This window comes from Flavobacterium pygoscelis (assembly GCF_023162025.1).
GTDB lineage: Bacteria > Bacteroidota > Bacteroidia > Flavobacteriales > Flavobacteriaceae > Flavobacterium > Flavobacterium pygoscelis.
The window spans coordinates 1-22,815 of sequence record NZ_JALNUB010000001.1 but is presented as its reverse complement, the minus strand read 5'-3'; the positions used below and the strand labels follow the sequence as shown (position 1 = coordinate 22,815).

19 protein-coding genes are annotated in these 22,815 nt (G+C 32.0%); 11 read left to right on the top strand and 8 right to left on the bottom strand.

The annotated features are described in order from the left end of the window. Positions 1-41 precede the first annotated feature (41 nt). Together MW871_RS00095 and MW871_RS00090 are read left to right on the top strand one after the other, a co-directional pair. The gene (locus MW871_RS00095) at positions 42-1,043 is read left to right on the top strand and encodes a hypothetical protein (RefSeq protein ID WP_248427170.1); all 1,002 of its coding nucleotides are present in this window, start codon (positions 42-44) and stop codon (positions 1,041-1,043) included. Then, complete coding sequence (locus MW871_RS00090) at positions 1,003-3,258, top strand: hypothetical protein (protein WP_248427169.1); 2,256 nt, start codon at positions 1,003-1,005, stop codon at positions 3,256-3,258. The genes MW871_RS00095 and MW871_RS00090 overlap by 41 nt, the downstream gene beginning before the upstream one ends. A 10-nt stretch (positions 3,259-3,268) precedes the next feature. Here the strand turns inward: MW871_RS00090 and MW871_RS00085 are convergent, their stop codons facing one another. After that, a complete protein-coding gene (locus MW871_RS00085) occupies positions 3,269-3,952 on the bottom strand; it encodes a ComF family protein (protein ID WP_248427168.1) in 684 nt (227 codons plus the stop codon). Positions 3,953-4,050: 98 nt separating this feature from the next. Here MW871_RS00085 and MW871_RS00080 point away from each other — a divergent pair, with 98 nt between their 5' ends. The 5 genes from MW871_RS00080 to MW871_RS00060 all read left to right on the top strand — a co-directional run bounded on the left by MW871_RS00080 (position 4,051) and on the right by MW871_RS00060 (position 9,936). Beyond that, positions 4,051-5,592: a glycine--tRNA ligase gene (locus tag MW871_RS00080; protein ID WP_248427167.1), complete on the top strand. Its 1,542-nt coding sequence runs from the start codon at positions 4,051-4,053 to the stop codon at positions 5,590-5,592. 278 nt (positions 5,593-5,870) lie between these two features. Next, positions 5,871-6,686, top strand: a complete 816-nt coding sequence (locus MW871_RS00075) for a LytR/AlgR family response regulator transcription factor (protein WP_248427166.1) — start codon at positions 5,871-5,873, stop codon at positions 6,684-6,686. A gap of 173 nt (positions 6,687-6,859) precedes the next feature. After that, positions 6,860-7,102: a 3-oxoacyl-ACP reductase gene (locus MW871_RS00070; RefSeq protein ID WP_210644882.1), complete on the top strand. Its 243-nt coding sequence runs from the start codon at positions 6,860-6,862 to the stop codon at positions 7,100-7,102. Positions 7,103-7,200: 98 nt separating this feature from the next. Further along, entirely contained in the window at positions 7,201-9,222 is a 2,022-nt protein-coding gene (locus MW871_RS00065; RefSeq protein WP_248427165.1) for an ATP-binding protein, read from the top strand. 27 nt (positions 9,223-9,249) lie between these two features. Continuing rightward, positions 9,250-9,936 (top strand): response regulator, encoded by a 687-nt coding sequence (locus tag MW871_RS00060; RefSeq protein ID WP_248427164.1) that lies wholly within the window; start codon positions 9,250-9,252, stop codon positions 9,934-9,936. A gap of 61 nt (positions 9,937-9,997) precedes the next feature. On the opposite strand, the gene thiL is transcribed toward MW871_RS00060, so the two are convergent. The 5 genes from thiL to lepA form a co-directional block, all read right to left on the bottom strand. Further along, positions 9,998-11,044 carry a thiamine-phosphate kinase gene (thiL, locus tag MW871_RS00055; protein ID WP_248427163.1) on the bottom strand — a complete coding sequence of 349 codons (1,047 nt, stop codon included), beginning with the start codon at positions 11,042-11,044 and terminating at the stop codon, positions 9,998-10,000. 112 nt (positions 11,045-11,156) lie between these two features. After that, the gene (locus tag MW871_RS00050; RefSeq protein WP_248427162.1) at positions 11,157-11,465 is read right to left on the bottom strand and encodes a type II toxin-antitoxin system RelE/ParE family toxin; all 309 of its coding nucleotides are present in this window, start codon (positions 11,463-11,465) and stop codon (positions 11,157-11,159) included. Next, positions 11,466-11,687 (bottom strand): addiction module protein, encoded by a 222-nt coding sequence (locus tag MW871_RS00045; RefSeq protein WP_248427161.1) that lies wholly within the window; start codon positions 11,685-11,687, stop codon positions 11,466-11,468. 321 nt (positions 11,688-12,008) lie between these two features. Next, positions 12,009-13,118 (bottom strand): hypothetical protein, encoded by a 1,110-nt coding sequence (locus MW871_RS00040; RefSeq protein WP_248427160.1) that lies wholly within the window; start codon positions 13,116-13,118, stop codon positions 12,009-12,011. An 86-nt stretch (positions 13,119-13,204) separates the two neighbouring features. Then, a complete protein-coding gene (gene lepA, locus MW871_RS00035; protein WP_188049068.1) occupies positions 13,205-15,001 on the bottom strand; it encodes a translation elongation factor 4 in 1,797 nt (598 codons plus the stop codon). 196 nt (positions 15,002-15,197) lie between these two features. Here lepA and MW871_RS00030 point away from each other — a divergent pair, with 196 nt between their 5' ends. The 3 genes from MW871_RS00030 to dusB are packed head-to-tail and all read left to right on the top strand — an operon-like array spanning position 15,198 to position 18,257. Then, positions 15,198-16,478, top strand: a complete 1,281-nt coding sequence (locus MW871_RS00030) for a putative DNA modification/repair radical SAM protein (RefSeq protein WP_248427159.1) — start codon at positions 15,198-15,200, stop codon at positions 16,476-16,478. Beyond that, positions 16,456-17,223 carry a TIGR03915 family putative DNA repair protein gene (locus tag MW871_RS00025; protein WP_248427158.1) on the top strand — a complete coding sequence of 256 codons (768 nt, stop codon included), beginning with the start codon at positions 16,456-16,458 and terminating at the stop codon, positions 17,221-17,223. The genes MW871_RS00030 and MW871_RS00025 overlap by 23 nt, the downstream gene beginning before the upstream one ends. A gap of 41 nt (positions 17,224-17,264) precedes the next feature. Next, positions 17,265-18,257, top strand: a complete 993-nt coding sequence (dusB, locus tag MW871_RS00020; RefSeq protein ID WP_188049065.1) for a tRNA dihydrouridine synthase DusB — start codon at positions 17,265-17,267, stop codon at positions 18,255-18,257. 183 nt (positions 18,258-18,440) lie between these two features. Here the strand turns inward: dusB and MW871_RS00015 are convergent, their stop codons facing one another. Both MW871_RS00015 and rbfA read right to left on the bottom strand, forming a co-directional pair. Beyond that, positions 18,441-19,640: an ABC transporter permease gene (locus tag MW871_RS00015; protein WP_248427157.1), complete on the bottom strand. Its 1,200-nt coding sequence runs from the start codon at positions 19,638-19,640 to the stop codon at positions 18,441-18,443. Between the two features lie 3 nt (positions 19,641-19,643). Next, entirely contained in the window at positions 19,644-20,036 is a 393-nt protein-coding gene (rbfA, locus tag MW871_RS00010) for a 30S ribosome-binding factor RbfA (RefSeq protein ID WP_188049063.1), read from the bottom strand. 277 nt (positions 20,037-20,313) lie between these two features. On the opposite strand from rbfA, the gene MW871_RS00005 reads away from it, so the two are divergent. Beyond that, on the top strand, positions 20,314-22,815 hold a 2,502-nt coding region (locus MW871_RS00005), incomplete at its 3' end, for a UvrD-helicase domain-containing protein (protein ID WP_248427403.1).

Here is a 22,815-nt window from a genome sequence, read left to right as displayed (position 1 = left end):
TAAATCACTATTTTTGTAGCTAAAATAACCCTATAATTTTTTTGAAGAAATATTTAATCATATTAACTTTTTTGTCTTTATTCATTTCTTGTACCATAAGAGAGGTGCCATCGGCTGCTTTTTATTATTGGAAAACGATTTTCAAATTGTCTAAAATAGAAAAGCAATGCTTAAGGGATAATCATGTAAAAAAAATATATGTTCGTTTTTTTGACATCGATTTAGATGATAAACGACAGCCTTTTCCTGTTACGGCTATTCGCTTTGAAACAGTAACAAATGGTTTTGAGATCGTTCCAGTTGTTTACATTAAAAATAAAGTGATGCTTAATGATAAACTTGACATTAAAGTTTTAGCTCAAAAAACATATGACTTTGTTAATCAGATAAATATTAAAAATAAAATTAAGATTCAAGAAATTCAAATTGATTGTGATTGGACGTTGAAAAGCCGAGATACTTATTTAAGTTTTATAGAGCATTTTAAAGCTATTTCTGGTAAAACGCTTTCAGCAACAATACGTTTGCATCAAATAAAATATTTTGCAAAAACTAAAATTCCTAATGTAGATAAAGGAGTTTTAATGTACTATAACATGGGAGTGATAGCACCAGATTCTTTAAATTCTATTTATGATAGAAGTATCGCGAATAAGTATCTTGAAAGTTTAAAAAAGTATCCTTTAGAAATAGATGTTGCTCTACCAATTTATTCTTGGGCAGTGCACATTCGCGATCATCGTGTCATTGGATTGCGAAATAAAATTGATGTTTCGAACTTTAAAAAGGATCCAAATTTTGATTTTAAAAATAAAAACTATTTTACTGTAAAACAGTCTAATTATAAAAAAGGTACATTTTACAAAGAGAATGATGTGCTAAAATTAGAGTCAATTTCTCAGGAAAATTTGTTAGAAATGGCAAAGGATTTAAATTCTAATTTAAAACAAATACCTAAAGAAATTATATTTTACGATTTAGATGAAATTAATATAAAAAATTATGAAAAAGATATCTTCCAGCAAGTTATTACTCGTTTTTAGTGCGATTGGCTTATTTGTATATTCTATTATTTATGCCTGCAGTGATAATGGAGATTGGGGCTGGGCTTTTGATTCTAATTTTACTCCAGAGACATTTGTAGATAAATCCTATTCACCACTTTTTTTATCCTCTGATGTGTTTTACGGTATTGGTTTCGATCAAGAACACAACACCAGATTTAACGATGATATCGTTAGTGATTGGAGCGCTTATCTAAAAGGAAGTCTATCCGAAAAAGTAGTTAAATTCTTTTTGGTAGATTCGAGCGCAACAACTGTAGCCAATATTTATTCGTTTTTAAGCACAAAAAAATCGAATGCAAGCGTCACAAAATGGTCTAAAATGATCAATTTAAAAGATAAAAAGATTTATAATTTTATGGAGTTTCTCTACAATGCTCAAGCTATAGAAACCGTATCTATAAATAAGGATTATTGGAGTTATGAATCTCAAAAAGTAGTGTTTTATAATGACGCAAGACGTGTTAAGAATATTGAGCGTTTGTACAATGAAACTAAAGATCCCTTTTTAAAAAATAGGTATTGGTTGCTAACAATTAAAGCAAATTTTTATAGTAACAATAAGAAAATTACAGATTCTTTTTTTCAGAAAACAGAAAGCACCGTTCCTAAAAACACGCTGTATTATAGAGCACTTTCTTATTTGGCAGGATTAGAATATAGAAATCATAATTACGCGAAATCGAATTATCAATATGCGCAAGTTTTTGATAAATGTCCACGATTACGAGTAGTTGCTGCGTATAGTTTTCATCCTTATGATCAAAAGGATTGGAATCAATCTTTAGCAATGGCTAAGAATAATGACGAAAAAGTGGCGCTATGGGCGGTACAAGGATATTATGGAGATGAAATAAAAGCCATTCAAAATATAGTTGATTTAAATCCCAAAAGTGAACATCTTGAGTATTTATTGACACGATTGATAAACAATCAAGAAAACAAAATTGACAAGTCATTCAAAGACAGAACAGTTTCTCAAAACAAGCAAATTGTTAAAGACAGCATTAATAAAACAGCACTGAATTTAGTGACAACTATTGCTGCTACCGATGCAACTTTAAAACCTTATTTATGGAATATTGCTGCAGGATATTTAGAAACTTTGAATGGCAATTTTGCTCAAGCAGATAAAAAATTTAGTGCTGCAGAAGCCAAAATGCCTAAAACTCCTTTGGCTGTGAGCCAATTGAGATTGCTTCGATTCGTGAATAATTTGAGTAAAATGGATAAGATTAATGCAGCCTCAGAAAAAATAATTATTTCCGATTTGAATTGGTTGTATTTTGAATTGCCTAAACTGAATTTAGAGAATTTTCGTTACGAAAATGCAACTGCTTGGAGTAAGAGTTATATTGCTGCTTTGTATAAAGCGCAGAAAAACAAAGTTATGTCAGAGTTATTTTCTAAAGAAGCCGATTTTTATGATAATGAAAAAAATATTGAGGAAATGAAGTCCTTTTTGTCTAAAGGAAATAAGATTGCCATTGAAACTATAGCAGAGAAAATTTACGATTTAAATTTATCTAAAATTAATAAATACCAGGCAGTTACGGCCACTTTTAAAAATAAAATTCCCGAAGCAATTGGTTTTATGAAGGAAGCGGGAGACTTGCAATATTTAGTTTTTTATGGCAATCCTTTCAACGGAAAAATTAAGGATTGTCACGATTGTGAACATGTAGAGCGTCAAAAAAAGAAATACAATCAAATAGAGTTTCTTACCGCAATGCAACTTATGCAGGACAAAATAGAGAAGAAAGAAGAGGTGTATGAAAACGCCTTATTGTTAGGAAACGCCTTTTATAATATTACTCATTTTGGTAACGCTAGAATATTTTACGAAGGTAGTATCCTTGGTTACGGTTCGAGTCCTTATGAATTTAAAGATAAAATAAAACAAATAATTACAGATTGCTCGCTGGCAAAAATGTATTATCAAAAAGCATTACAAGCTGCTAAAAATGACGAGCAAAAAGCTAAATGTTTTTACTTATTAGCCAAATGTGAGCGCAACGAATTTTATAATAAAAAATATTACACAGCCAATAATTGGTGGGATATCAAAGACGATGGAATTAATTTTTTAGCATGGAATGGATTTCAAAATTTAAAAAACAACTATTCTAACACCAAATATTATCAAGATGTCATAGCCGAATGTGGCTATTTTAACACTTATATAAATCAGTAAATAATTAAAACTAGGAATGAGCCATTGCCATACAAACAATACTAATTTTAGCACCCGGAATTTTTAGTAAGGCTCGCGAGCACACTTCGAGAGTAGAGCCTGTGGTTAATACGTCATCAATCAATAGGAAGTGTTTATTGTGATCTTTTTCTGAAAATGAGACATCAAAAACAGTTTCTATTCCCTCTGTTCTGCCTAAAAGTGTTTTCTTAGATTGTGTTTTAGAATACGTATTTCTAAATAATAGATGCTCTTCGTAATCTCGGTTTAAACTAAAAGAAAGTGCTTTTCCAAAAGTAGTTACTTGATTGTAACCTCTTTCTTTTAGTTTTTTTCGATGCAAAGGAACCGGAATAATAACATCTACTGTTGCTAAGGATTTTATGTCTTTTAAGTCCTCAGCGTACCATTCGCCAAGGATAGTTCCTATTTCCTCATGTCCTTTGTATTTTAAATTATGAATGAGTTGTTGTACTATCCCTTTTTTATGAAAATAAAACAGTGTAGAAGTATAAATAACTGGAATCCTGCCATAAAACTTCTTGAAAGCATCGTTTTCGGGATTCAAATGGTGGTTTGTCAAAGGAAGATTGTGTCTGCAACTAGTGCAAATTACAATTTCATTGCTGATCAAAATAGCGTTACAACCCGAACACACTTTTGGAAAAAAGAGATTAATGATGCTTTTAAACATATAATCAGAGATTTAATTGTAAAAATAAACAAATCAGTGGTTCAAACTTCAACTAATTCCTTTTTTTAGTAGTGTACTTTTTATATTTTTGCAGTACTATGGCAAAACAAGAAGATTTATTTAAGAATGTAGTTTCGCACGCAAAAGAGTACGGATTTATTTTTCCGTCAAGCGAAATCTACGATGGTTTAAGTGCAGTCTATGATTATGCACAAAACGGAGTGGAGTTAAAAAAGAACATACGCGAATACTGGTGGAAAGCGATGGTTCAAATGAACGACAACATTGTGGGGCTTGACTCTTCAATTTTGATGCATCCTACAACTTGGAAAGCTTCTGGTCACGTAGATGCGTTCAACGATCCATTAATAGATAACAAAGATTCAAAAAGACGTTATAGAGCGGATGTTTTGATTGAAGATTATGCCGAAAAGCTAAATCAAAAAGCAATCAAAGAAATCGAAAAAGCGCGTACACGTTTTGGAGAAGCTTTTAATGAAGCTGAATTTATTTCTACCAATGCAAGAGTAATCGAATATAAATCGAGAGAAAGAGAAATTCTGGAAAGAATGGGACGTTCGCTTGGTAATGAAGATCTAGAAGATGTAAAAGCATTAATAGAAGAACTTGAAATAGCTTGCCCAGAGTCAGGATCAAGAAACTGGACTGAGGTAAGACAATTTAATTTGATGTTCGGTACAAAACTTGGTGCATCATCTGATACTGCAATGGATTTATACTTGCGTCCAGAAACGGCACAAGGTATTTTTGTAAATTTCTTAAATGTACAAAAATCAGGACGAATGAAAGTTCCTTTTGGTATTGCACAAACCGGAAAAGCCTTTAGAAATGAAATTGTTGCAAGGCAGTTTATTTTCCGTATGCGGGAGTTTGAACAAATGGAAATGCAATTTTTTGTACGTCCAGGTGAAGAAATGAAGCATTACGAATTCTGGAAAGAAGCCCGTTTAAAATGGCATTTGTCTCTTGGTTTAGGAAGAGAGAATTACCGTTTTCACGATCATGAAAAATTAGCGCATTATGCAAATGCAGCAGCAGATATCGAATTTAATTTCCCATTTGGATTTAAAGAATTAGAAGGTATTCACTCTCGTACTGATTTTGATTTAAAAGCACATGAGCAATTTTCAGGCAGAAAATTACAGTATTTTGATGCTGAATTGAACCAGAATTATGTTCCTTATGTAGTAGAAACCTCAGTAGGATTAGATAGAATGTTCTTGGCTGTTTTTGCGACTTCTTTAAAAGAAGAAACATTAGATGACGGTTCAACTCGTACAGTATTGAAATTACCATCAGTTTTGGCTCCTACAAAAGCAGCCGTTTTACCTTTAGTAAAAAAAGACGGTTTACCAGAAATCGCTCATAAAATTATTGAAGATTTAAAATGGGATTTCAATGTGGCTTATGATGAAAAAGATGCTGTAGGAAGACGTTATAGAAGACAAGATGCTTTAGGAACACCTTTTTGTATTACTGTAGACCATCAAACGATTGAGGATCAAACGGTAACGATTCGTCATAGAGATACGATGAAACAAGATCGCGTTAGTATTTCTGACTTGAAATCAATCATTGAAGACGAAGTTGCAATGAAAAATTGGTTGATGAAAATGTAATTAAACCTTATTTTATAATAGAAAGGCTTTCCGTAAAGGGAAGCCTTTCTTGTTTATAAGACAATATAAGTGCTTCGAAATTCAGCTTAAATCATTGTCTTAATTGGCATGCATTTTAGGTGTTCTTATCAAAACAAATATTCTAAAGTTGATTTAGGTTTTAAAAAAAATGTTTCTGCTTAATAATTAATACTTTTACGTATACTATTTCTAGAAAAGTAGTGTGTTTCAACTGTCTGAATTGTATTGATGATCGTAAATTCAACCCAAAAGAAGTGATGAATTACTCCTATATTATTATTGATGACGATAACGCTGTCAGCGCTTTAATAACAAAAGAAATTGCTGATGGCTTCTCAGAGCTTATATTTCTTGCTGCTGCCAATAATTATTCTGAGGGTCTTAATCTCATTTTAGAACACACGCCAGAATTGGTTTTCTTAGAAATTGACCCAACTAATACAACTAGCAATCTGTCTTTATTAATGATTAATGAAGTAAATAGATATTTGAAAACTCCTCCTAGATTTATCATTACTACTAGAAAAAAAAGATTGGCTTTTGAAGCAATACAATATGGTGTTTTTGATTATTTTTTAAAACCAGTTCAACAAATTGATTTTGTAAAATTAATTTTAAAACTAAATAAGAGTGCTATTGCTGAGGAGATTAATCTTAATTTAGCAGTATCACGCAGTGAAAAATCAATGTTTATGACACCAGACCAAGGTTTTTCTTCTATGAAATCTCTGACTTTATGTATTAAATCCTATGGTGATTATCGTTATATCGAAGCAGATGATATTTGCTATCTAAGAGCAGATAATAATTCTACAGATATTTATTTATACAATGGTGAAATGATTACCGCCTTTAAAACATTAAAGCATTTTGAAGGAGTTTTATCGCACCCATTTATTAGAATTCATAATAGTTACATTGTAAATCGCAATTATATTTCCAGAATACACAGCGGGAATTCATTGTGTTACATAAAAAATAGTGCTGTAAAACTTCCATTTTCTAAAACTTATAAGTCTAATATTGATCTCATTATTTCCGATTTTTCTACCGGAAATTACTTAAAAGTTTAAAAAGCAGTCAATTGTCATAATTTGAAGGTCGTTCACTATCAGATGGACGTGTTTTACCATATCCGCTTTTGTAGCAAGCAAATCTAGGAATATCCTATGTAGTTTTACAAAAGAAATCAACGATAACGTGATTTTATACGGTACGATAAATAACAAATTCAAACTCTCAAATTATGAAAAAATCAATCTTAACAATCGGATTATTCTCTTTAGTAATGGTATTAACTTCTTTTACTTCAACTCAAGCCAATACAATATCACTTACAGATAATAACGGAAATGTAGAAATTGTGGGAGCTGGTTCAGCAGGAGGGAATAAAAAAGTGGATATTGTAGGAGCTGGTTCAGCAGGAGGGAATAAAAAACTTGATATTGTAGGTGCTGGTTCAGCAGGAGGAAACAAAAAGGTAGATTAATTACTATTTATCTTCAATATAGTTAAGGCTGTCAATTATTTGACAGCCTTTTTTTATAGCAATTGTTTTGCTATTTTTGGAGAAATATAAAAATTCTATTGAAAAGTATTTATCCATTATTGCTTCTTGTTTTATTTATTTTTCTAAGTTGTAATCAAAAAAATAAATTTAGCGCAACCATAGATTCTTCTGAAGATAGTCTTTCCTCTTATCTTTCATTGGCAAATGATTTTAATTTACCGCCAGAAAAAAGAAAGCAGTTCAATCAAAAAGCTTTTTCTATTATTATTGATCAGCCTAGTGATTCGTTAAATACGGTTAACCTATTTAAAGTAGCAAACCGCTATTATAATATGGACAGATTGCGGGATTTTAAAGCAACAGTAGACATCATTTTAGAAAAGACTATTTCCAATCAAGATACTATAAGTAGAATAAAAGCATATACTTATTTAGGAGATTTCTATCTAGAGAAATCAGTCTCTGATAGTGCTTTTATGTATTATTCAAAAGCAGAGAAGATGTACTTGCATCGAAATAACATGCTTGATTTAGCCAAAACAAGGTTGAATAAGGCGCTGTTGCAGTTTAATGTTGGTGATTTTTTGGGGAGTGAGATAACTGTTTTTAATGCCTTACGTGCTGTGAAAGATGAAAAAAACAGTGTAATTACATATGATTCATATAATTTATTAGGATTAATTCATAATGAATTAGGAAACTATGAAAGAGCTATCGAATATAATTTGAAAGCTTTGAATGCTATTGATGATACTACGCCTTCAATTTTTCAATCCAAAGCTACTTCCTTAAACAATATCGGGTATATTTATCAACATACGAATAAACATAGAAAGGCTATTGGATTTTTTATTGAAGGGCTTGAACAAAAAAACTTAAAAACAGATAAGGCCTCCCTGTATGCTATGCTTATAGATAATTTAGCTTATTCGAAATTTAAAACAGGTGATTTTACAGGTTTGCCAGAAGAGTTTTATCAGTCTTTGCAACTTCGTGATAGTTTAAAATTGACTTCTGGAATTCTTGTAAGCAAAATGAGATTATCAGAGTATTTTGCTTTCAAAAATGATTCTATCAAAGCTTTAAAATATGCCGAGGAATCACTTATTTTAGCAAAAGAAGTCAAAAATTATAAAAGTGTTTTATTAGCCCTTAAGCGACTTTCAACATTGCAACCGAAAAAAGCGGCTTTCTATGCTAAACAATACATTCGTATTAATGATAGCTTGCAGAGTTCAGAGAGAAAAATAGGAGAGAAATTTACTCGTATCGAATATGAAACAGATCAGATAAAAAGTGAGAACTCTGATTTGATGATTAGGAATAGAAATATGGTTTATTTTTTTAGTGCTTTTGCCGTTTTGGGAATTCTTATTTTAATCATTAAAACGCAGAAGACTAAAAACAGAGAATTGTTGTTCAAACAAGAGCAACAAAAAGCCAATGCAGAAATTTATAATTTAATGTTATCACAGCAAAGTACAATTGAGGAGAATAGGATCAAAGAGAAGAATAGAGTTGCTCGCGAATTACATGATGGTGTGTTAGGGCGAATGTTTGGTGTTCGAATGAATTTAGACAGTTTAAATGGCTTTCAGGATCAAATAGCAATAAAACAACGAACAGCCTATTTGTCAGAATTAAAAAATATCGAACAAGATATTCGTGAAATTTCTCATGATTTAAGTAAAGAAAAATCAGAATTAATCAATAATTTCGTTGTTATACTAGATAGGTTATTTGAAGAACAGCGTAAGACCTATAAGTCAAAATTTATTTCAGTTATAGATGCTACTATTAGATGGGAATCTATTGATAATGCTGTTAAAATCAGTTTGTATAGAATTATTCAAGAGTCACTTCAAAACAGTAATAAATACGCAGATTCTAATACCATAAAAGTATCATTTTCTCAAGCAGAAAATAATCTTAAACTTGAAATTAGCGATGATGGAATAGGTTTTAATCTTAAAACAGCTAAAAAAGGAATTGGTATTCAAAACATCCTTTTTAGAGTTCAGGAATGTAATGGTCAAGTAGAAATAAAATCGAATAAAGGACAGGGAACAACTATAATTATTACGATTCCTATTGAATAAAAAATAATTAACTAAGAACATTTGATAATGGATTCAACAATAAAAAAGAAACAAAGTAATATATTGATTGTTGATGATCATCCTTTTATTATACAAGGGTATAAAAATGCAATTACTCGATACAAGCCTGAAGAATTTGAATTTGTAATCACTCAAGCCAATGATTGTGAGAAAGCATACAATATAATCACCGATGGGAGTATTGATCACTTTGACATTGCTTTTTTGGATATTAGTATGCCTTCTTATGAAGAAAAAAATATTTTTTCTGGAGAAGATTTAGCTAAATTGCTTTTAGAATACATGCCAAATTGCAAAATCATATTATTAACCATGTTTAGTGAATTGCTAAAAATAAAGACAATTATAAAGACAATTAATCCTGATGGTTTGGTTATAAAAAATGACTTAACTTTTGATGAATTACTTTTTGCTTTTGATACAGTTATAAAAAATAAAAAATATTACAGTGAATCGGTTCTTAAAATGATAAGTCAAGCTGAAGCAGATACAATTGAAATTGATCCATTAGACAAGCAAATTTTATTTCATTTGTCCAAAGGAACTAAACTGAATGATATGAATCAGTACATACCGCTAACTTTAGCCGCAATAAAGCAACGAAAAATAAACTTAAAGGAATTACTATCAGTAGAGCAAGGTAGTGATGGTGATTTAGTACGTGAAGCTAAAAATAAAGGACTTTTATTTTAGATTCTTAAAGCAAAAACGACACTTGAAAAAGTGTCGTTTTTTTTAGGGTAGTTGTCATGAATTATTCTGCTAAAGCGTTCCAACCTCTCGCTTTTAAAGCAATTTTAGTATTGGCTCTCGTTACTAAATGAATTCCTTCACTTTCTTGGGTCATGTGTCCTATAATTGTAAAGTTTGGATTCCCTTTTATTTTTTCAAAATCCTCCATCGCAATTGTGAAAAGTAATTCATAGTCTTCTCCGCCATTTATGGCTACAGTTGTGCTATCAATATTAAATTCCTCACAAACGTTTATAAGCTGAGGATCGATAGGAAGTTTATCTTCGTATAGATTACAGCCAACATTTGACTGCTTACATAAATGCATGATTTCTGATGATAAACCATCTGAAATATCTATCATTGAGGTGGGTTTTATCTCTAAAGCATGTAACAAAGTGCGAACATCTTTTCGAGCTTCAGGTCTTAATTGACGTTCTATTAAGTACGTGTATGCATCTAAATCAGGTTGTGAATTTGGGTTAACTTGAAATACTTGTTTCTCTCGTTCTAAAACCTGTAATCCCATATAAGCGGCTCCAATATCACCAGTGACCACCAATAAATCGGTTTGTTTCGCACCATTTCTATATACTATTTCCTCTTCATCTGCTTCGCCAATAGCTGTAATGCTAATGATTAATCCTTTTTGTGATGAGGTGGTGTCGCCACCAATTACATCAATATTATATTCAGTAGCTGCATGTGTAATTCCAGCAAATAATTCGTCTAATGCTTCCAAAGGAAAACGATTTGAAACGGCTACAGAAACCGTAATTTGTGTCGCTTTGGCATTCATAGCGCAAATGTCAGAGACATTTACAACAACTGCTTTATATCCCAAATGTTTTAATGGCATATACGCCAAATCAAAATGTACCCCTTCAATTAATAAATCAGTAGAAACAACTACTTTTTTGTCTTTAAAATCCAATACGGCAGCATCATCACCAATCCCTTTTAGTGTGGAAGCTTGATTTATTTTAAAGTTTTTTGTTAAATGATCTATTAGTCCGAATTCTCCTAATTGAGCGATACTAGTACGTTGTTGGTTTTTATCTTCTATCATAGTTATTGCGATGAACAAAGCGAACTTGATTCTATATTTAAATTGTTTTGAGGTGCAAAGGTACAAAGTTTTGTAGCCAATGATGGTAAGGATTTTTACATCTTCAAAAATGTTATTTATTTAGATTAGCTTTCCATATTTCAGGGTTTCTCGAAGTATGAAAAACTGCAAAAATAGCTATCGTTTTTGTATTTTCGTCTATCAAATAATGAATTAAGAAAGGAAATTTTTCAATTTTTCTACAACGTATTTCGCCATATTTGATAGAAAATAAATAAGGGTCTTTTTTTAAAGAATTAATTTGTTTTTTGGTCTGAGTTTTATAGCGTTGTCCTAAACCTTTGGATTGCAGCTCATACCATTCAGTAGTTTCTTGAATGTTTTTGAAAGCATCACTATCTATTTTTAAAATATAAGTCAATTAAAGCGTTTTAGAAACTTCGTCCCAATCCAACAAGCGTTCAGGATTAGTTTTAGCTTTTGCCATTCGTTCTAAAACTATTTTTTGATGTTCAATAGGAATAACCATATCATGATTCCAAATGGCATCATTGAGTTTTAAGCGGTCTTTGGGAGATAGTTGTTTTGCGGCTTCAATTAATTGATTGACATTGAGGGCGGTATTTAATTTAATAGTTTCCATAAAAACAAAGTTAGTAAAAAAAGGAATAAGATTTTAAGCTTTGAATTTTCGGAAAGATTGAATCATTTCGTATAAGCCGAAGGCAACAGCAATCTTTCCAATTATGAACGGTAATAAACTAAAAAAACAATTGAACTTTAGAACACTTTCTCCCGCTTCATAATATTCATTTTTAAAATCAGTGATTAAAAAGAATCTAAAATAACCATATAAGAAATCGTTCCAGTTATTTAAATTGAATGATTTGTCAAAGTTTTCGAAGATAAAAAAAAGTGTAAAAGCTACCAGTCCGGATGATAGAGTAAATCGAAGTCCTTTTATTCAACTGTTACCATAACCTGTTGAAATTTTAGTAGAATATAGTATTGATTTGTCGATAAAGCCAGATTTCCATTTCCAATCTAATTCTTGATAATGTGCTTCTAATTCGTAAGCTTTAAATCGATTAAAATCAATTTTGTTTTCGGCTTTTTGGAGTTCTTGTTTGATAGCTCCTAGAGTTCTTTTCCATTCTAAAATTTTAGATTTGTCTTTTAAGTATGATTTATCTAAAACTTTATTTATTTTCATTTCATCAAAATAAGCTCCGTGCGCAAATGTTACTTGATTAAGTTTTATCGAATTGACGTTAATTGAATCAAAAGAAACTTTCTTTTCAAAACTAGTATGAGAAATTTCTAGATGATTGAATTCTGATTCATTAAAATGTGCTGATTCTGCAAATGTACATTTTGATATTTTTAAATGTGTTTTTTCTAGGTTTTTACATTTTAGGAATTTTGCTTCTGAATTAAAGTTGCAATTTTCAAAGCTAGTTGTTTTTCCGAAGTCCGTGTTTGGAAAAGTTATCTTTTCGAAATTACAATTCATGAAAAAAGAATCATTAATTTTTAAATTTTCAAAATTAGAAATAGAACCAAACTTGTAAGATTGAAAATTTATTCTATCAATTTTTGAATCGAAAAAAAATGTTTTTAAATCTAACTCGTGATCTTTATTTCTATTGTAGAACAAATTAAGGTTGCCAGTTTCTAAAAAAAGATTGGAACAATATAAATCATTTTTAATTAGACTATCAATGGTTATGTTTCCATTAATTGGTATATCATGACTGCTAATAGTAATGGTGTCAAAACTACCATTTCTTATCTCGATTTCTTTTAACTTTTTTATAAAGCTAAATTGTAATTTTTTAATATGGCAATTTCTAATTAATACTTTATCATGAAAAGTGCATGCATGGAAATTTAGTTCCGAACGATGACTTTTAATATTAGCTATAGTTACAGATCTAAAAGTACAATTTTCAAATTCTAAAGAATTTAGTTCAATCATGTAATGGAGTCGAATAATGCATAAGACATTAAATTCTATATTCTTGAATTTAGTTTCCCCTTTTTCAATAGCGCTAATTAATTCCTCTGATTTCATATTTAATTTCAAAAATAAACAAAAAAACCTGACAATTTTCATCATCAGGTTTGTCTTAATACTCAATACTATACTCTTAATACTTTTTAATCATTCAATTTCAAAACCGCCATAAACGCTTCTTGCGGAATCTCAACATTCCCAACTAATCTCATACGTTTTTTACCTTTTTTCTGTTTCTCCAAAAGTTTACGTTTACGTGAAATATCTCCACCGTAACATTTTGCAGTTACATCTTTACGCAGCGCTTTGATCGTTTCACGAGAAATTACTTTTACTCCAATGGCAGCCTGAATAGGAATATCAAACTGTTGTCTCGGAATTAATTCTCGCAACTTTTCACACATTTTTTTACCAATCGAGTAAGCATTGTCAACATGCATTAAGGAAGATAAAGCATCTACGATTGTTGCATTCAATAAGATATCTACTTTTACTAAATTAGAGGTTCTCATTCCTATTGGTGTATAGTCAAATGAGGCATATCCTTTAGAAACGGTTTTCAAACGATCATAAAAGTCAAATACAATCTCTGCCAATGGCATATCAAAAGTCAACTCTACACGTTCTGTAGTCAAATACGTTTGGTTGGTAATTAAACCACGTTTTTCAATACACAAACTCATCACGTTTCCTACGTAATCAGCTTTTGTAATGATAGTGGCTTTTATAAAAGGTTCTTCAACATGATCTAAACGAGAAGGCTCAGGTAAGTCAGAAGGGTTATTTACAATCAGAATTGTTTCTGGATCTTTTTTAGTAAACGCATGATACGAAACGTTGGGCACGGTAGTAATAACGGTCATGTTAAACTCTCTCTCCAAACGCTCTTGAATAATCTCCATGTGAAGCATTCCTAAGAATCCACAACGGAAACCAAATCCTAATGCCGCAGAACTTTCTGGTAAAAACACCAATGAAGCATCGTTCAATTGTAGCTTTTCCATAGAGTTTCTCAACTCTTCGTAATCTTCAGTGTCTACAGGATAAATTCCAGCAAAAACCATTGGTTTCACATCTTCAAAACCAGTAATTATATTAGTAGTTGGCGTTTTTGCATCCGTCAAAGTGTCTCCCACTTTTACTTCTTTTGCCTCTTTTATTCCAGAAATTAAATAACCAACATCACCTGCTGAAATTACTTGTTTAGGAACTTGATTCAATTTTAAAGTACCAATCTCATCCGCAAAATATTCATTGCCTGTAGCCATGAATTTAATTTTTTGCCCTTTTTTTATTTCTCCATTTTTCACGCGGAAAATAACTTCAATTCCACGAAACGGATTGTAGTGAGAGTCAAAAATCAAAGCTTGTAAAGGTTCGTCTTTGTTTCCTTTTGGTGGTGGAATTTTTTCGATAATTGCTGCCAAAATATTTTCGACACCAAAACCTGTTTTCCCAGAAGCATGAATAATATCTTCCAGATCACACCCTAGTAAATCAATAATATCATCAGAAACCTCTTCAGGATTCGCAGATGGTAAATCTACTTTATTTAAAACGGGAATAATTTCTAAGTCGTTTTCTAAAGCTAAGTATAAATTCGAAATCGTTTGTGCCTGTATGCTTTGTGCTGCATCCACAATCAAAAGCGCGCCTTCACAAGCGGCAATAGAACGGGAAACTTCATATGAAAAATCCACGTGTCCAGGAGTGTCAATCAAGTTTAAGATGTATTCTTCTCCTTTATACGTGTATTCCATCTGAATCGCATGACTCTTAATCGTAATCCCACGTTCACGCTCTAAATCCATATTGTCTAAAAGCTGTGCTTTTTCCTCACGAGCCGTTACGGTTTGGGTTGCTCCTAATAAACGGTCGGCAAGTGTGCTTTTACCGTGGTCAATATGTGCAATAATGCAAAAATTTCTAATATGCTTCATCTTCTGTGTCTGTCAATTTAAAATCCAAATGCTACTGCATTTAATGTGCAAATATAAGGTAAAGTTTTTAACAATTTTGCCTATTTAATTCGCATTCAATTTTAACAACTTCTACGCTCTAAATTAACTAATTGTTACCTAGTTACACGAAACTTTATACTTAATTTTGCAGTATTAAATCTTTAAATACTTGCTATTGAATTACGAAAAAGTAAAAGAAAAACTGGAGATTCTTGCAGATGCAGCTAAGTATGATGTGTCCTGTTCTTCTAGCGGTGGAAATCGTAAAAATAAAAACAAAGGACTGGGAGATTCTTCAGCATCGGGAATTTGTCATACCTATACTGAGGATGGTCGTTGTGTTTCGTTACTTAAAATACTACTCACTAATTTCTGTATTTATGACTGTGCTTATTGTGTTACTCGAAAAAGTAATGACATTCAGCGGGCTGCATTTACGGTGGAAGAAGTCGTAGATTTAACCATAAATTTTTACCGAAGAAATTATATCGAAGGTTTGTTTTTGAGTTCAGGAATTTTTAAAAACGCCGATTATACGATGGAACGCCTTGTTCGAGTGGCTAAAAAATTACGTCTCGAACATAATTTTAATGGATACATTCATCTCAAAAGTATTCCAGGCGCATCGGATGAGTTGATGCGGGAAGCAGGATTGTATGCTGACAGATTGAGTATGAATTTAGAAATCCCTACAGAATCTGGACTTAAACTTTTAGCGCCAGATAAAAACCATCAAGACATGATTAAACCGATGGGTTTTGTCAAAAATGAATTGATTCAATATAAAGAAGAAAAGAAAAAATTTAAAAGCACGCCAAAATTTGCTCCTGCAGGTCAGAGCACTCAAATGATTGTTGGTGCAACTCAGGAAAATGATTTTCAAATTATCCAAGTTGCCGATCATTTTTATAAAAATTACAACATGAAACGGGTGTATTATTCCGGTTATGTGCCTATTTCTAATGATGTGAGATTGCCTGCGATAGGATCTCAAGTACCATTGGTTCGAGAAAATCGATTGTATCAAGCGGATTGGTTGATGCGTTTTTATGGTTTTAAAGCCAATGAGATTTTAGACAAAAATAATCCATTCCTAGATTTAGAAGTAGATCCAAAAATGAGTTGGGCTTTGCGGAATATTACTCAATTTCCAGTAATTATTCAAAATGCATCTTTAGAAATGATTTTGCGTGTTCCTGGCATCGGAGTAAAATCAGCGCATAAGATTGTTCAAGCAAGGCGTTTTCAAAATCTTACTTTAGAACATCTCAAAAGAATTGGCGTGGCTGTTAATCGTGCCCGATATTTTATTTCAGTTAGCAATGAAAATTCACATCTTAAGTTTTTAAATGCCTTGAATTTAAAAGAAATAATTTTGTCTGACACCAAATCAAAATTCGAAAATCCTTTTAGCAACCAATTATCATTACTCAATGACGATTCTTTCTTACGATAGTACTTTTGAAGGTTTTTTGACTGCTGTTTTTGAGATTTTCGAATTCAAATATCAACAACCGAAAATCATAAAAAAAGACGATTCACAGCAAAATATTTTCGCTACTCCTATAGAAATTGTAACAGATGTTACAAAGTCTGATCGTGTGATTAAAAAGCTTACAGATCAGTTGCAAAATGATGGAGTTCGGACTTTGATTTATGCTTTTTTGTCTGAGAAAGTGGGTGTGGAAGATCTTTTGTTTAAAGTGATTAATTACGCTGTGGCCAATAAAAATCAGAATGTGATGAAAGATTTTTCTAACGATGCTGTTTTGCAGGTTTCACAATTAACAAAAAGCGTCGGTAGAGAAAAGCATCGAATGGAAGCTTTTATTAGATTCGAATTATTAAAAGATGGAATTTACTTTGCTAAAATTGATCCGGATTTTGATGTATTAACTTTGATAATGAATCATTTTAAAAATAGATATCAAGATCAAAAATGGCTTATTTATGACCTTCGCAGAAAATATGGCGTTTTTTACGATTTAAAAAATGTTGAAATAGTATCTTTAGATTTAGATCTCAAACTGATTGATGATAAAAGCAGTTCTGTTTTCTCTGATTCTGAAATTGAATACCAAAAATTATGGTGGGAATATTTTGATCACACCAATATTAAAGAAAGAAAAAACACAAAATTACATTTACAACACGTCCCAAAACGATACTGGAAATACTTAATCGAAAAGAAAATTTTCTAGACTTGAGTTGAAAGTTGTAATTTTGCAAAAAAATTAAGCAGATGGTCAAGATTGGCAACATAGAATTACCTGATTTCCCTTTACTACTCGCACCAATGGAAGATGTGAGCGATCCGCCGTACCGCAGATTATGCAAACTTCATGGCGCCGATTTAATGTATTCGGAATTTATTTCCTCAGAAGGATTAATTCGTGATGCGATCAAAAGCCGAATGAAGTTAGACATTTTTGATTATGAACGTCCCGTTGGTATTCAAATATTTGGTGGAGATGAGGAAGCGATGGCCATGTCCTCTAAAATTGTTTCTGCAGTAAATCCTGATTTAATAGATATTAATTACGGTTGTCCTGTAAAAAAAGTGGTTTGCAAAGGCGCAGGTGCCGGGGTTTTAAAAGATGTCGATTTGATGATTCGACTCACAAAAGCCGTTATCGATAGTACGCATCTGCCAGTTACGGTAAAAACTCGATTGGGTTGGGACGATAGTTCGATAAATATTGATGAAGTTGCCGAAAGGTTGCAAGATATCGGTGTTGCTGCTTTAAGTATTCACGCCAGAACACGAGCGCAAATGTATAAAGGCCATTCGGATTGGTCGCATATTGCCAGAGTAAAAAATAATCCTAGAATTACGATGCCAATTTTTGGTAACGGAGATATCGATTCCCCAGAAAAAGCATTGGAATATAAAAATAAATACGGTGTTGACGGAATCATGATTGGTCGCGCTGCAATAGGTTATCCTTGGATATTTAATGAAATCAAACATTTCATGAAAACGGGCGAACATTTAGCAAAACCTACCGTTATTGATAGAGTAGAGGCCGTTCGCAACCATCTTACCTGGGCTATGGAATGGAAAGGAGAGCGTCTAGGAATTGTAGAAACACGTCCGCATTACACTAATTATTTTAAAGGAATTCATTCTTTTAAACCTCACAAACAAAAATTAGTAACCTTAGATCGACCAGAAGAATTGTTTGCTGCTTTAAATGAAATTGAAGAAGCTTATCACGGTTATGAATTGGTATAGTAAATCGATTTAAGATAAAGTACTAAAATGATTTAAAACACGAGTTTCGCTAATTTTATCGAATTAATTGATTAGAATTAGTGAAATTGGTGTAGTTTTTTTTAAATCTGAAATGCTCTATGTATTGGTTTTTTATGTGTCAAAAATCTGAAATCAAAAATCGTTAATCTTCAATCTGAAATCCTATTCCAATAACTTTTTACTCACTCGACTACTCGCAATCAACGAAGCGATGAAGCCAAGTGTTACAATAGTTCCCATCACAATCAAAACATTTTCAATAGAAAAAATTACTGGATATGCCAATGTAGGCGTAATCATAATCAACTGAAATTGTTGTTGCAACAATACAATTATAATTCCTAAAGTAAGTCCAATAATTCCACCAAAAAGACTTAGTAGCGTTCCTTGAAGTAAAAAGATCTTGCGCAAATCTTTTATTTCTGTTCCAAGATTAAACAAGGTTTTTAGGTTTCCCTTTTTATCTAGAATCATCATAATCAACGCACCTATTAAGTTAAATAGTGCTACCACAATCACCAAAGTAAAGATCAAATAAACCGCAATATTTTCGGTATTCAACATTTTATAAAGTGATTCATTCAGTTGTGCTCTGTTTTTTACAGTGATTGTATTATTAAAAATGGCTTTTACTTTTTGGATAATAGCATTTTCATCAGCTCCAGGCTTTACTTTGATTTCAATTCCAGAAACTTGATTGGTTTTATATTCCAATAACTCTTGTGCTAAACCTAAATCGGCAAACACATATTTAGAATCTAAATCTTCGCTAATCGCATAAATACCAACTGGAATAAGATCTGTTTTATTAAAAGCTTGTTCTGGATTTTCTATAGCTCCTTTTCCAGGTTTAGGAACTAGAACTTCAAGTTGGTTATTAAAATCGAGTAAGCCCATCGAGAATTTTTGAGAAATTCCGTAACCAACCACAACTTGATAGGTATTTGGCTTAAGCCATTGCCCGTTAAAAAGCTTTTTCTCGATTGCATTTACTTTGGTAAACGTAGAATCAACCCCTTTTAAATAAGTAACATCTTGTTTTCCGTTAAAGGTAAACAAAACCCGTTCTTCAATAATTTTAGAATAGCAAGCAACTCCTGCTATTTTCTTGATCTCGCTTTCTTGATCTTTAGAAACAAGAAATGATTTCCCTAGCGTACTGCTAATTTTCAAATCAGGATCAATTTCGTTTGTAAACGAAAGACTAAAAACTTTTAATCCGCTAAAAACAGACAAAACCACAAACAAAGCCATTGCACCAACAATAATTCCCATGCTGGCAATACGATTGATAATATTTATAGCAGAATTTTTGCTATTACTTCGAATGTAGCGTTTGGCTATGTAAAGTGGAAAATTCAAATTTTATTGAAATCTACGTTTGTCTAACAAATCCCTATTTTCTATTGGATTATCTCTGTTTGCTAATGCATTGTCTATTTTTTCAATATAGTCTAAAGAGTCATCTATAAAGAAAACCAAATTAGGAACTTTACGCAATTGCATACGCACACGTTGCGACAAATCGTGTTTTATGGTTTTAGAATTCGACTTAACCGCCTCTAAAATCTCTTTAGCTTTATCTTGAGGAAAAACGCTTAAATGCACTGTTGCCACAGATAAATCTGAAGTTACAACAACCTTGGATACCGAAATCACTAAATTACTAACTCCGTTTTTTCTCACTTCACCTTGTAGGATATCAACCAAATCTTTTTGGATTACCCCACCTATTTTTTTCTGTCTATTTGTTTCCATGCTGCAAAAATACTACTTTTAAGGTTTATCCCGAAGTTTAGAGCCAAATTTTAAAATTACGCTAGTAATAGTTGTTTTTTTTTGGAGCTGTTTCCTGCTGTACACTATATCTTTCTCGCCGAACTCCGGCAACAAAGGATGTCGTTTCCATCAGGGCTAAGATATTCGAGAAATTAACACCTTGCGATTCCATCAGAAATTGTTAATCATAAATCAAAGTAATTTGAAAAATAATTTAAATCCAGTTTCGGCTTCCTCTCCTTCGGGGAGGGTTGGGGTGGGGAGACCCTCTTTCTCCATATATGACGCCTCAGCTGGTTCCGGAAAAACATACGCTTTAGTCAAAGAATACCTTAAAATTATTCTTGTAGCAAAGAAAAATGATGCTTATCGCAATATTCTTGCCATTACGTTTACCAATAAAGCGGTTCACGAAATGAAAAGCCGTATTGTAGGTAGTTTGTCAGAATTTGCAAAAGACGAACCAAGCCAAAAAGCTTTAGATTTAATGCAAGACTTAGCTAAGGATACCGAGCTTTCTCTCCTTCAAATCAAAACTAAATCCCAGCAGATTATCAAGCATATTATTCATAATTATGCTGCTTTTGATATTTCGACTATCGATAAATTTACCCATAAAGTTATTCGTGCTTTTGCACATGATTTGGGTTTACCAATGACTTTTGAAGTTACTTTAGATACCGAAAATTTATTAGTCGAAGCTGTAGATGCTATTATTGCGCAAGCGGGAGAAGATGAAACGCTCACCAAGTTACTCATCGATTTTACCATGGAAAAAACCGATGATGATAAATCTTGGGATATTTCACGCGAAATTCTGGATACAGGTCGTTTAGTTCTTAATGAGAATAATCGAAATGAAATTACTCATTTTCAAGATAAATCCATCACCGAATTTGTAGAAATTAAACAGAAACTAACTGAGGCTTGTAAACTTTTAGAAAAAGAAAGCGTAGTTCTTGCTGAAGAAGCACTTTCTTTGATAGACAAAAACGGAATTGATGTTAAATCGTTTTCTGGAGCTTATTTTCCAAAACATTTGGTGAGTATTCAAGAAGGCAAGTTTAATCCGAAAAATAAAACCTATCACGAATTTGACGATGTAAAAATTAATAAAACCGCCAAAGATCGAGTGATTATTGAAAACATAATTCCTGAATTGCTTGAAACGTTAAAGACGATTTATAAAGCCTTTGAGAAAAGAGATTTTTATAAAGCTTTTTTAAAAAATATTACACCGCTTTCCTTATTGAATACCGTTAGTAATGAATTGAAGAAAATTCAAAGCGAGCAAAACGTACTTTCAATCACTGAATTTAATGCGTTAATTCATAGAGAAATTCAAAACCAACCCGCGCCTTTTATATATGAAAGATTGGGAGAGCGTTACCGACATTTTTTTATTGATGAATTTCAGGATACTTCTGAGATGCAATGGCAAAATTTAATTCCGCTAATCGATAATGCTACTTCAAGTGAAACAGACGGCGAAAAAGGAAGTTTGATGATTGTGGGTGATCCAAAACAATCTATTTACAGATGGCGTGGCGGAAAAGCAGAACAATTTATAGATTTGAGTAAGGATCAAAATCCTTTTAATAATCCTGAAAAAGTTCTGGAGCATTTAGATAAAAATTACCGTTCGTATTCTGAGGTAATTGAATTCAATAATGATTTTTTTCAGATGTTGTCTAATGAATTTGAACATCCAGATTACAAAGATTTATATGCCAATCATAGTCGCCAAAAGACAAATGATAAAACGGGAGGTTATGTTAATATTTCTTTCATTCCAAAAGTGGAGAAGACAGAGGATGCTTCTGAAGTTTCAGGAGAAGAGGAAGGTTTAGATAAAGTTGAATTGTTTGTTTTGGCGACTTTAAACACCATTCAAAAAGTAATTTCCCAAGGTTTTGAGTATAAAGATATAGTAATTTTGACAAGGAAGAGAAGTCAAGGTATTGCGATCGCTAATTATTTAACCGAACAAAAAATTTCGCTTTTGTCCTCAGAAACGTTGATGATTCAAAACGCCACCGAAGTCCGATTGATTATACATATCTTGAAATATTTAAAAAATAATTCTGATTTAGAGGCAAAAGCTAATTTTCTGCAATATTTAGCTCGAAATATTCAAGACCAATTGCCAATTCATGATTTCATTGCGCAAGGAATGGAACAAAAACAAGAAGCTGATTTCGAAAAATGGCTGATGAGTTTTAATGTAGAATTGTCATTTCAGAACATTCGAAAAAAATCATTGTATGAAGCTGTTGAGGTTATTATTAGCAAATTCCTCTCCATGTCCCTTTCTGAAGCAAAGGGCGAAGAAATAGTTGGTAATTCAGATGGTTTTGGATACTTGACAGGAGGGAATCATTCTCATCTTCTGATAGAAAAAGCACAAGAGAATAGAAAAAATCCAACGAATGCTGAAAAAGTTCTGTGGATAGAACTTAAGTCCAAATCACTTGAAGATTATAAATTTAGGCAGCAGCATTTGATAGCTGATTATATTGTTGATTTTGTATGTATAAAGTCGAAGTTAATTATTGAAGTTGACGGTGAATATCATTTTACGAACGAGCAAGTTTTATTAGATCAAGAAAGAACATTGTTTTTAAATGGGTTAGGTTATAAAGTAATTCGATTTACAAACGATGAGGTTTTAAAAAACATTCCGTTTGTTTTAGATAAAATAGCTAAAGAGTTATTTGCCCAACAAAGTTTTGTAGATTCTATTATACCGGTTTCAGCT